An 11,461-nucleotide genomic window follows, 5' to 3' on the forward strand; every position below is an offset into this window, starting at 1 on the left:
GCGCCCGGAGTTTTCCACTTTTATATTGCCCCGATTCTACAACGCAATCAGATAGTTGGAGTTTCTGGACGGACACTAGTTAATAGGGATCGATCATGACGATGCCGAATGAAAGAACACGAGCTGTGATTGCCACTAGAGAATTTCTTGAACAAATGTCGCGCGACCGGAATATGCCTCAAGAGCTTCGCTGCAAGGCCAAGGCATTGTTACGCCATTACCCTAACGCCGATGACATCAGGTTGGTTGGTCGAAAGGAGCGCGAGCTAGGATTAAAAGGCCTTGCCCACCAGGTTTTTTCCGAATCCGAGCATATATGACCAGTTTTGGATACACGGCAAAAGCTGTGGAGATGGCCACCATCCCCGGCCCGATGTCCGGTACAAACGGATACAGAGTTAACCCGTCCTGATAATCGGCGCGACCGATCAGAACGGGCGGCAGGGTGCCAGCACTTCCTGCTCGACGATCGCCCGCAGACGCCGGATTCCTGCAGCCTCCTCGGGCCAATCTAGACGTTCGGCAAGGGTAATCATTTGCTTGACGACGGTATCGGGTGCATCGGTCAAGCGGGTATCACTCGGCAGTATCGATAGATCCATTTGCCAGGGACGAAGCCGGGCTCGGCCATCGAGTTCGCCCTGAATCGCCAGCGCGGTCCGTAGACCACCCACGTCGATATCTCCCCAATGCCAGAAACATGTCCGCTCGCCACAGTCGGCGATAAGGGCACGCAGGGCGGCTCGCAACGCGGGCGACGGCATGCCCCCGGTATAGATGACCATGGCATCGACCTCATCGTTGAGACCCCGGGCGACCTCATTGAAAGTCGTTAGGTTTTCGATCGTCATGATATGCGCTGGCGCGTCGCCGGCGATGCCGCAGACGTGATCAGGCGCGAGGCCGATATAGGGCTCGTGCAGCGCAACCGTGCGCTCATTCTGCAGCCGGATCTGATGTCGGCCGGCTATCAGGACAGGCTGCGGATGCTTGACCAAGCCGAGTGCATATTCCGGCCCATCGTGACCGGTCATTCCGATTGAACGTGACCGCCTGTTCCGGGCGAACGTGACCGCTGATTCCGTTTCATCGTGACCGATTTGGAGTGTGGGCCCGGAATGGGTGGTCACGATGGCGGAATCGCCGGTCACGATCCCGGAATCGCTGCACACACGCTGGAATTCTTTCACTTGATCCGACATACCCGCTCTCCTTTTTTCACAGGAGACACGGATGCCGGCAGCGAGGATTCCCATGCGACAGATTATCGAGGTATTGCGCCTCAAATACGAAGGCCGACTCAGTCATGCCCGGATTGCCGCGGCCTGCGGCCTGTCCAAGGGCGTGGTCGGCAAGTACGTCAGCCTGGCCCAGGCTCAGGGGATTGGCTGGCCATTGCCCGACGGTGCCGATGAAGCCCGTCTGGAGGCATTGTTATTCCCGGCGCGGACGCCACCGGCGCGTTTTGCCGAGCCAGACTATTTCCAGATCCACCAGGAACTCAAACGCAAGGGCGTGACCCTGCAACTGCTCTGGGCCGAGACTGTCGAGAACCACGGCGGTCAAGCCTATCGCTACAGTCAGTTCTGTGCCCGCTACCGACAGTGGCGTGCGGTACAACGGCGCAGCATGCGCCAGGTCCACCGGGCCGGCGAGAAGGTGTTCATCGATTACTGCGGCCCCACGGTGGCGATCGTGGATCGCCACAGCGGTGAGATGCGCGCCGCCCAGATCTTCGTGGCTGTGCTGGGTGCGTCCAGCTACACGTTCGCGGAAGCGACCTGGACCCAGGCGCTGCGCGACTGGATTGCCTCGCATCAGCGCCTGCTGGGTTTTATCGGCGGCGTGCCGGCACTGTTGGTGCCGGATAATCTGAAGGCTGCGGTCAGCCAATCGGATCGGTATGCGCCGAAGATCAATCCGACGTATGCCGAGATGGCCGCTCACTACCAGACCGCGGTATTGCCGGCGCGGCCTTACAAACCGAAAGACAAAGCCAAGGCCGAAGCCGGGGTGCTGCTGGTCGAACGCTGGATATTGGCGCGCCTGCGTCACCGGACGTTCTTCAGTCTGGCTGAACTCAATCGCGCCATTGCCGAACTACTGCCCGACCTGAACGGGCGCGCGTTCCAGGGCTCATCCGAGAGCCGGCGCAGTCTGTTCGAGACGCTGGATCGACCGGCGCTGCGGCCACTACCGGCTGCGCCGTATGTGCATGCCGAGTGGCGCCGGGCCCGGCCTGGGATCGACTATCACATCGAGATCGATAAACGGCTGTACAGCGTACCGCACGCCCTGGTCGGTCAGACGCTGGACGTGCGCCTGACGGACTGGACCGTCGAGGTCCTGCACAAGGGCCAGCGCGTGGCCGCGCATCCGCGGCTGAACCAGGGTCGCTTCTCTACGCTGACCGAGCACATGCCCAAGTCCCATCAGGCGCATCGGGACTGGTCGCCGGGCCGGTTCTTGAACTGGGCCGGCGACATCGGCCCCAACACGGCGGCGGTGGTCGCGGGCCAACTCAAGGATCGACCGCATCCGGAGCACGGCTATCGCGCCTGTCTGGGCTTGCTGGCTCTGAGCCGGCGTTACAACAAATCACGACTGGAACACGCCTGTGCCCGGGCGCTGGCCATCCGCGCCGCCAACTATCGCAGTGTGGCCAGCATCCTCAAACAGGGACTGGACCAGCAGCCGCTGGCCGACGATCCCGAACTGCCCGACCTGCCGCCGCACGCCAACGTCCGCGGCGCCCATTACTACCACTGACCCAGGACAAGGAGAATCCCATGTTGACTCAGAACACGCTCGATACGCTGCGCCGGCTCAAGCTTACCGGCATGTCCGACGCGCTCGAACGCCAGCGCGCCCAGCCGGATACCCATGATCTGGCTTTTGAAGACCGATTGGCATTACTGGTCGACCAAGAGGTGCTGCATCGCGAGAACCGGCGCCTGGCACGGTTGCTCAAGACCGCCCGGCTGCGCGTGCCGGCCTGCGTGGAAGATATCGATTACCGCCATCCTCGCGGTCTGGAACGATCGCGCATGGCGTCGCTGGCCAGCGGCGACTGGATCGCCCAATCGCTGAATCTGTGCATCACCGGCCCGACCGGCTGCGGCAAGACCTGGCTGGCCTGTGCGCTGGGCAATCAAGCCTGCCGCCAGGGCCGGTCGGTACGTTACCTGCGCGTGCCGCGTCTGTTCGAGGCGCTGCGCATCGCGCACGGCGATGGCTCGTATGACCGACTGATGGGGCAACTGCTTAAAACCGATCTGCTCATTCTCGACGACTGGGGCATGCAGAAGGTCACCGGCCCTCAGCGACAAGATCTGATGGAGGTGATCGAGGACCGACACGGGCGCGGCTCCACGCTGATTGCCAGTCAGTTACCGGCCGAACACTGGCATGAATATATCGGCGCGGCCACGCTGGCCGACGCCATACTCGACCGGCTCCTGCACGGCGCGCATCGGCTCAATCTGAAAGGGGAATCACTGCGCAAAACCGCGGTCGCGAACAACCCCGCAGTTGACGCATCGTGACCGCTCAGCGTAAAAAAGCAACCCCAGCGTGAACGCAGTGGGCAAAGCGGTCACGTTCAGCGGAATCAGCGGTCACGTTCGCCGGAATACGCACCGAGACGCTGGAGAACGAGATGCTTATCCGAAGCGAGCAGATCCGATGAGCGGGTCAACTCATCCAGCATAGCCACCAAGTCCCGCTCGATGCGCTTGGAATCCTGGAACAGCGACGCACTGAGCCGGCGGACCGGCACGTCCTGATTTTCGGACAGGCAGTCGAGCACACGGCAGGCATCGACCAGCAGATCGGCCCGGTCGGGCTTGAAGCCCCGGACCGGCTGATCCTGTTGCCACCGTGCCCAAACCTCTTCAACGCGCCACCGGCCACGCCACGGGGCGACTCGAACCTCAGACTCGGCAATGACCTCCCAACGCGGTTTCTTGTCCAAGAACTCGGCCAGTTGAACAGCGTCGATCAATCGGATCCGGGCAATCTGACCGTCGTCGCCGGCGCGGGAATCCCAGTCGATCTCAATTGCGCCGGCCCGGAGGCATTCGCGTAATTCTGCATGGATCAGACTGAGCCGCTCTCGGGTCAGCGACTCGTTGTAGGCCGGCAGCGAGGCCGCCGAGAACTTCAGGCTTGGGATCGGTCCGGACCCGCCTTTCACCATCCGGCGTTCGGCTTTTCTCAGCAGCTTGCCTAACGCCTGTCGAGTGATCGTATCCATGTGCTCAGCCCGTCTGCTCCGCGACCGCCTGATCAATCAGGTCCGGATGCTCACTCGGGAAATCGCTGGTCAGTAGACGGTTGGCCGGCTCCTTGAGCCGCACCCTATAGATCCACGGGGTCAGACCGTCACGACCGATATCGAAGATCGTGTTGGTGAAGCTGTCGATCTTGGCTTCGTCGGCGCCGGGTGCGGCCATGACAAGCTGCAGCCCGAGCTGGCTGAGAAAACGCGCCGCCGAGAGTGCGTTCTGCTCGTCCATGCTGTAGAACGCCTCATCCAGTAGCATCAGACCCCCGCCCTCGCCGGGCCGCTGATCCAGCCGGTAGGCCGAAGCCAGAGACGCGCCGGCAATCACATAGAACGGGGTGCGATGCTCACCGCCCGAGCCAGAACCCGTGCGGTTGGACAAGGTGTCCACCTCCTCATCGTTGACCCGAATCGCCAGATCGAATGAGTAGAACTCTCGATAGTCCGTCAGCACCGACGGCGCCTTGCCCTCCATAACCTCCGGATTGGTGGCCATGGCCGTGAGCTCCTGCATCGCCTCCTGGATTTCGGGCTCTGTCTGCGGCTGCTCAAAGGCGAATTGCGAATCGTCGCCGGCAACGCTCACCTTCTCGATAAAATCCCGCAGCTTGCTGTGTGCCTTGCGGGTCTTGTACTTGAATCGATACCGCTCGCCCTGCGAGAACGGTGGGCAGCGATCGAGCAGGCTGTTCAGCTCGTGCAGTCGTGTCTTCATGAGTTCCATCTGCTCGTGAAGCTTGTAGGCAATATCGCGACGAAACGCATCATGGGCATTGGCCAGCGCCTGGTCTGCATCCTTCTCGTAGCTGGCCAGATTCGAGGACCGCTGGATTTCCAGTTCGCCGTCCACCCAGGCTTCCCCCTTCTCCCAATCGTCACGCTGCTCACGAAGACTGAGGTTGGCTCGTTCTTCATACGCATGTAATGCGAATTCTGCATGGCGGATCGAGGTTTCCATCGATCTCTCAGCCTGGGCGGCGAGCTGGCGTGCACGGCCGGGTCGATCGCTCTCCTCAGTCTCCTGGTCATCGATCTGTTGACGATATTTGTCCACGATGGCCGGATCGCAATGCGGGTTCGCCGCGGCTTCCATCGCCTTCTCGTGGAGCTCGCTTTGGCCCGCCTTCTCGGCGTCCATCGCATTTTCCAGGCGCTTGATGTTTTCCGCGCTGACGGCCAATTCGCCCGCCAGCGTCTTGTCTCGGTCGCGCCCTGCGGCGATGTCGGCTTTGACTTGGCTTTGTCGTGTGAGCAAGGCCTTGTTGGCTTCGGTTTCCGATGACGACAGACGAGACGCGAGATCGGTCTTTTCCTGACGATAGCTCTGCAGATTCGACAGTTCACGATTCAACGACTGTTCGGCGTGCTGGTCTGAAAAATTGTCGACCCGTCCGAACAGCTTTTGGAGCCGATCATCTTCGGCGAGCGCCTGTTCATAGATCTTAGTCAGCCGGGCGTGCTCTATGCGCGCCTGTTCGAGCTGAGCGGCGTTCGACACCTGTCCGATACGCAACTGGCCGGCATCCGGTAGACGCTTGCGGGCCGTGCCGCCCCCGCTGGATACCATGCCGTCCTTGCTGAGCGCGCGTTCGTTACGCGCCAGGTCGGCCTCGGTGGTCGCGAATTTCGTACTGCCCAGCGCGCGGCGGGCAAAGGCCTGGGCGACCCAGTTATCGGAGGTCACCAGGCTCGCCACTTCGTCCGAAGCGGGTTGTTTATGCCGGAACCGCTCCAAGTGGCGCGGCTGCGCCACCTTCACGTTGTAGATCGCCTCGTGAGCCGGCGGCCTGCGGATCAGAGACACGGCGTCATTCACCCGCCCCTCGGCGACAACGAAATCGTCGAGCTGGCTGCCCAAGTAGGCCTCGATTGCAGGCTGCCATTCCGGATCACTCACTCGGATCAGATAACAGATCGGCGAGGCCTCGATGCCGGACTCAGCCAGCAGAACCGCGGCACGACCGGCATCCTCTCTGAGCGGAAGGTGGCCCTGCTGCAGCGATCGCAACGTGCCCGCATATGCATTGAGTTCGGTCTGAGCCGCATACCGGGCGTCCGATGCCGCCCGGGCCGCTGTCTTGAGCTGATTGATGGAGGTGCGCAACAGGCCGCCGGCATCGACCACTGCCTTGAGGAGCATGTTGGCCTCAATGGCGGCGAGATTGTCTTTCGCTTCGTGCAGCGCGCCTTTGACTTCCCGAAGCAGCACGAGCTGATCGTCGGCAAGATCCGCCCGCGCCTCCAGATGGGTGAGCCCTTCGATCAAGGGCGCGATCTGATGCCAAACCTGGGATTCAGCATCCCGGAGTTTTTGATCGGCCTGGCGCGAGCTTTTGAGAAGCGCTTCGTGATCTCTCAACCCCGGATCGGCGCTGATCTGGTTATTGATCTCTTCGAGCTGTTCTTCGAGCTGGCCGATATGCAGCGTGGTGGCCTCGGCATCCCGCGCCTGGTTCGCTTGTTTACTCTTCAGCGCTTCGAGGCGGTCCTCCATGTCCATCAGTCGCTGATAGGACTGCTCGTGCTCGTAGGTCGCGGCGAGCGAATACAACGACATCTGCCGGGTCTGGCGACGGCGTGCATCCTGATAGTGGGACTGGATCCCGCTGAGTTCGGCGATATTCTGCTTCGTCGTCTCGATCAGCGCCTTGAACTCCTCGAATTGCTTGATCTGAACGCCGAAGTCCTGAACGTCGATTTTGACCAGGGGCACGATGTGCTGACGCACGTACTCGTCGACGCTCTCGATATCGCGCAACTGCATTGCCTTGGAAAACGAACGCAGATAAGAACGCTGGTCGATTCTGGCCGTGGGCGGTCCCAGTTGCACGAGCAGTTCGCCGACGTAGGCCTCCACCTTATCCTTGAGCATCGCTGTCCGAGAGATGTCACGGCAACGCTTGGCAACGCGTGCCGAGAAATCCCCCCAGGACAGCGGACGGTCTCCCTCGGGAGTCTCTTCCGTGAAATCCTGCTTGGACAACATCACGCCCGGCAGCACGAACATTCCGTGCATGGTGTGCTTGGGCTGGTCGACCGACGCCGACATACACAGCCCTGCCGTAAAGGCCTCTCCGGTCTTGTCGTCACAGAAACCGAGCGCGAGATAACTCATCGAATGCTCGCGTGCCATGGACTCGACTTCATTACCGTCCTGGCTCTTGCTCCGGAGCACACCCAGACAGTAGCCCTTGAGCGTCCGGGTACTGCTACCGGATGAAGACTGCGCGTTGAATCTCAGATAGCTGCCGTGGGCGCCGGTCATCACGGTCTGGATGGCATCGAGCATGGTCGACTTACCCGAACCGTTGTCCCCGATGAACGCGGCCGCACCTGCCATGTCCATCTGTTCGTTGTCGAACAGATAAAACTGAACGAGATTGATCTGCCTAAGCGTCTTCATAACGGTCCTCGTCGTCATCCTCGGCCGACGGCTCGTCGGTCTGCTCCGTATCGGACAGCTCGGCATGGCCGGCATGATGTTGAAGATCGGCGATCGCCTTTTCGTCGAGCAGGAACTCGATGGCTGGGAGGATCTCGACCGCGAACGGCTGCCCGTCGTCCTGTTCGCCCAAAATCCTGCGCGCAATGCCGAACCGGCGCATAGTGTCGAACAGATCGATCAGCGTCTGGCGTTGCTTGCTGGGGAATTCCCGCGAAGTGCTTTCTTCATAGACAGGCGCAAGCTCGCTCAGGGAGATCAACACATGGCCGTTCCGATCCTCACCGTCTTGGCGAGCCTGGTGGTAGACCTTGCGAAGCACGAGCGCCATGAGCGTGGGCTCGATACGCAGCTTCACCGTGGCGGCTCGCGCCGGCCGGGCGGCACAATACCCCACATCCACGCTCACGTAGAGTTCCATGCCCAATAGGGCGCACATTTCCCGGAAGCGCTTCTCGTGTTCTTTCACGATCCGGTAGGCCGTGCGTTGCCGGGCCACCGCCTCATACAGCGCCTGCTCAGTGACAAGCCGATACGCTGCCACCTCGAAGTCTTCGGCCTCGTAGGGCACATCCTCGCTGAGGAGGTCTCGCCAATGCCTGATCATGAGCGGCTTCCTGTTCTACGAATGGTGAGTCTGGGGGCTTCGACGTATTCGTTGTCGACGCGACCGTTTTCGTCGATCTCGATGTCGAAGTCGTCGAGCGGGTCAGACGGCCCGTTGGACTGGCTCGCCTGTGTCTGTGCTTCGGCGCCCAGGCGGATCAGTCGCAGGAAAGAGCACAGCTCCTGGATCGTGTTGATCGACAAGTCGCCGTTAGAGAGGTGATCGGCGTCGCCAAGCGCCATGTCGAGATACTCTGCCATGACCCGGCGCGAGATCGAGCGCCGATTTCGCATATCCCGCTTCAGGCGATTGATCGCAATCTGTCGCGGCGTGAGCGAACGGTCCTTCATGACCGTCCGCTGCGGCGGCACACGCGGCTTCTTGGGCACAGCTAGTGTCTCATCGCCTAAACTGGGCCCGGGAGCGAAAGGCGTATCCAGTTCGTGGCTGTTCGGCACCTTCGCGATCACGTCCAAGCTACGATCAACCACCCGGTCGAAGTCGGCGCGCGTGCGGATCCGATAGCTGATGTAGGCCATCGCCTGCTTGTTGGCCGCCACCACGACGGCGTTCAATCGATCCAGATGGGTCTCGATGCGATAAAAGACACCATAGCGCTTGAAATCGCGCTCCATGGCCTCGCGGCCGGTCAATCGACCCCAGTTCTGTTTTTCGTACCAGGCCAGCAACGGCCCACCCTGCTCCTCAACCAAGCGGAGTCGGTTTACGATGTTCAGGATGTCGCGCCTCCGGCGTAGCGGATGGTTGGTCGTGCGCAGCTCGGTATAGTCGGCGATGTAGATGCTGCTGATGTATTCATCAAAGAAGGCCGCAACGTAATCCCCGGCACTCTCATGCTTGCGCAAGGCCTGCATGAGCTCGCTGACCTGGGTTCGTGTAGCCGCAACGCTGTTGACCAGACTCTTGGCCTGTTTCGCGGTCTCGTGAAAGCTCGCGGCCGCCTCCTCGGGATCACGCTCGACAGCTTGCAACGAGCTGTAGATCACCTGCACCTTACCGCCGAGGAATTGCGGCCCCTGCTCGGCAAAGTTAATCAGGAGGTCGAGAAACTGCTGGATCTCGGGCTTCATTTCGACCACACGCCGCAGCAGCACGCGGCTCTCGACCAGCCAGCCGCTGTCGATCAGATAAGCCAGGATGTTGTTGGCACGTACGCCCATCGGCGTATCGGCGCCACCTGCCTCATCATCGGCAAACCAGTCGGATTCGCTACGAAGGAAGTGCTCGATCGGGACCACGATGTCATGACGCTCGTAGCCAAGCTCGGGAATATCGGCTTCCTCCGAGAAGTACTCCTCGTACAGTCGAACGATGATCTGCCAATAACTCTTTCGATTTCGCGAACCCAGCGGCTGGAACAAGCCCCAGGGGAGACGATCGAACAGCAGTGTCGAATTGTTCGATGGCGTCATGACAGCATCATTTCAGGCCGGTTTTTTAAATCTTTAACCTGCATGTTAGTTAAACCCCAGTGTCAAATTAAGATTGGTATTAATCGGGGTAGCCGCAGCACATTGGAACCGTAGTTCCATGGCGAACACCAAGACGACCTCGAACAACGCGCCCGAGATGCATCTGATCTAAGTGCTCGTGCTCTACGAGGGTTCGTTCAGTAGCAAGCGTTTGCGTGAGCTGCTGAGTTATACCTCAGCTCGTGCCAGCTAACTGCTATCCACCTATTAAGAAAGCCTACCGGCGCCAGATCAAGCAAGTTGATGCAGCGGATCCCGGGGCGTACAACCCGGGATCGAGTATTGAGTTGGACCCCGTTGTTTGGACAGGCCGCACAACAACGTGCAAAAAGGGCGCTTTAGCCAATCACTTGCACAGGTCCTTTCTGGCGAGGTCGATTTCGTAGTACCCGACTACATCCGTGACGCAATTACTCATGCGTGTCAGGTTCAGCAATAAGAAAAACGTAAAACGACACGCAATGACGCAACCTTCTGCTGAACAACTTCGGATCATTGAGGCCCCGATCGCGCCGATGTCGGTTATTGCATGCGCGGGAAGCGGCAAAACCTTCACCGCGGTACGTCGGCTGCCACGATGCGCAAACAACTCCGCGCCCATCGCGGACGCGTTGCTCTACTGTCGTTCTCGAACATCGCTGTCGACACTTTTCGGCAGGAATACCGCAAGTTAGCACAAGACGCGCCGTCTGAAGTCGCCACCGATCGTGTTGAAATCGGTACCAGAGCTGGAATGAGCTCTTGGATAGCCCGTGCTCGGCACAGAATACAACCTGGCTGAGGCCGCTCGCCGCCTGGGCCTCGATGAGCTGACGCCATTGATCCGGCGAGTGCTTCTGGCGTGGTGATCTCGACATCGCAGCTGACTCTCATGCTTAACACGCGAATCAGGTTAACCAGCGAAATATCGACAAGATATGACGTCTTCGTTTATCCGCTTACCGCTCGACGGTTTTATCTCTAGCAATGTCCTACAACCCCATGCCCACCGCACGATGGGGGCGGAACAGGCCGCATTTCTCGTAAAGGGCGGAGAATCTTTTCTCGCTGGCTTCAAATTCCCTGCTAACTCTTATGGGTTCTCACCTGTTAATACGGACACTTCAAAGAAGGCTCATCATGGAGCCGAACAAGGAGTGTTATGCCACGCAAGAAGTACAGCGCCGAGCTCAAGGCCGAAAACGTCGAACTGGTGCGCTCGTCATCAAGCAGTGCGAGCGCAGTGGCTCGCGATCTCGGCCTGAGCCCGACGATGCTCAACCGCTGGTGCCGCGAGGCCCAGCGCTCGTCGAAGCCCGTATTTCAGGGCAGCGGCACGCCGCGTGATCAGGAGCTGGCCCGCCTTAAGCGCGAGCTGGCGCAGGTCAAGAAGGAGCGCGATTTTTTACGCGACGCGGCAACGTACTTCGCCAAGGAATCGTCGTCAGGTACGCGACGATCCAACGTTGTCGCTCGGAATATCCCCTCCAGCTGATGTGTCGTTGCCTGAAAGTCTCAACTAGTGACCCTCTCCCCGATAACCAAGCATTCAGACTTGGAAAAATCAGGCCTGTGACCCTCCCCTATATATGGAGTAGCAGCGCGATCCGGAGGGAGTCCAATCACCTGTAACCGTCGCGAAAGACCAAAAGACC

The 11,461-nt window shown here is 60.1% G+C and carries 9 protein-coding genes and 1 pseudogene; 4 read left to right on the forward strand and 6 right to left on the reverse strand.

All coding sequences use genetic code 11. The features are described 5' to 3' along the window. Window positions 1-95 precede the first annotated feature (95 nt). On the forward strand, window positions 96-320 hold the full coding sequence (locus ACS8YF_RS18750; protein ID WP_440851634.1) for a BPSL0761 family protein: 225 nt from the start codon (window positions 96-98) through the stop codon (window positions 318-320). A 108-nt stretch (window positions 321-428) separates the two neighbouring features. Here ACS8YF_RS18750 and ACS8YF_RS18755 read toward each other — a convergent pair whose 3' ends face one another. After that, on the reverse strand, window positions 429-1,256 hold the full coding sequence (locus tag ACS8YF_RS18755; RefSeq protein ID WP_440851635.1) for a Wadjet anti-phage system protein JetD domain-containing protein: 828 nt from the start codon (window positions 1,254-1,256) through the stop codon (window positions 429-431). Between ACS8YF_RS18755 and istA the strand changes: the two genes are divergently transcribed. Beyond that, window positions 1,234-2,769, forward strand: a complete 1,536-nt coding sequence (istA, locus tag ACS8YF_RS18760) for an IS21 family transposase (protein ID WP_440851636.1) — start codon at window positions 1,234-1,236, stop codon at window positions 2,767-2,769. The genes ACS8YF_RS18755 and istA overlap by 23 nt on opposite strands. 20 nt (window positions 2,770-2,789) lie before the next feature. Then, on the forward strand, window positions 2,790-3,545 hold the full coding sequence (gene istB / locus ACS8YF_RS18765; RefSeq protein ID WP_440851637.1) for an IS21-like element helper ATPase IstB: 756 nt from the start codon (window positions 2,790-2,792) through the stop codon (window positions 3,543-3,545). Between the two features lie 65 nt (window positions 3,546-3,610). On the opposite strand, the gene ACS8YF_RS18770 is transcribed toward istB, so the two are convergent. The 5 genes from ACS8YF_RS18770 to tnpA all read right to left on the reverse strand — a co-directional run bounded on the left by ACS8YF_RS18770 (window position 3,611) and on the right by tnpA (window position 10,684). Then, window positions 3,611-4,255: a hypothetical protein gene (locus ACS8YF_RS18770; RefSeq protein ID WP_440851638.1), complete on the reverse strand. Its 645-nt coding sequence runs from the start codon at window positions 4,253-4,255 to the stop codon at window positions 3,611-3,613. A gap of 4 nt (window positions 4,256-4,259) precedes the next feature. Beyond that, a complete protein-coding gene (locus ACS8YF_RS18775) occupies window positions 4,260-7,706 on the reverse strand; it encodes an SbcC/MukB-like Walker B domain-containing protein (protein ID WP_440851639.1) in 3,447 nt (1,148 codons plus the stop codon). Continuing rightward, entirely contained in the window at window positions 7,675-8,334 is a 660-nt protein-coding gene (locus ACS8YF_RS18780; protein WP_440851640.1) for a DUF4194 domain-containing protein, read from the reverse strand. Before ACS8YF_RS18780 ends, ACS8YF_RS18775 begins: the two co-directional genes overlap by 32 nt. Further along, a complete protein-coding gene (locus ACS8YF_RS18785) occupies window positions 8,331-9,716 on the reverse strand; it encodes a Wadjet anti-phage system protein JetA family protein (protein WP_440851641.1) in 1,386 nt (461 codons plus the stop codon). The genes ACS8YF_RS18780 and ACS8YF_RS18785 overlap by 4 nt, the downstream gene beginning before the upstream one ends. Before the next feature lie 521 nt (window positions 9,717-10,237). Continuing rightward, the gene (gene tnpA / locus ACS8YF_RS18790) at window positions 10,238-10,684 is read right to left on the reverse strand and encodes an IS66 family insertion sequence element accessory protein TnpA (RefSeq protein WP_440851642.1); all 447 of its coding nucleotides are present in this window, start codon (window positions 10,682-10,684) and stop codon (window positions 10,238-10,240) included. A 284-nt stretch (window positions 10,685-10,968) separates the two neighbouring features. On the opposite strand from tnpA, the pseudogene ACS8YF_RS18795 reads away from it, so the two are divergent. Continuing rightward, window positions 10,969-11,330: pseudogene (locus ACS8YF_RS18795) on the forward strand (transposase); the annotation flags it as partial. Window positions 11,331-11,461: the final 131 nt, after the last annotated feature.

This window comes from Salinisphaera sp. SWV1 (assembly GCF_052044155.1).
Taxonomy (GTDB): Bacteria; Pseudomonadota; Gammaproteobacteria; order Nevskiales; family Salinisphaeraceae; genus Salinisphaera.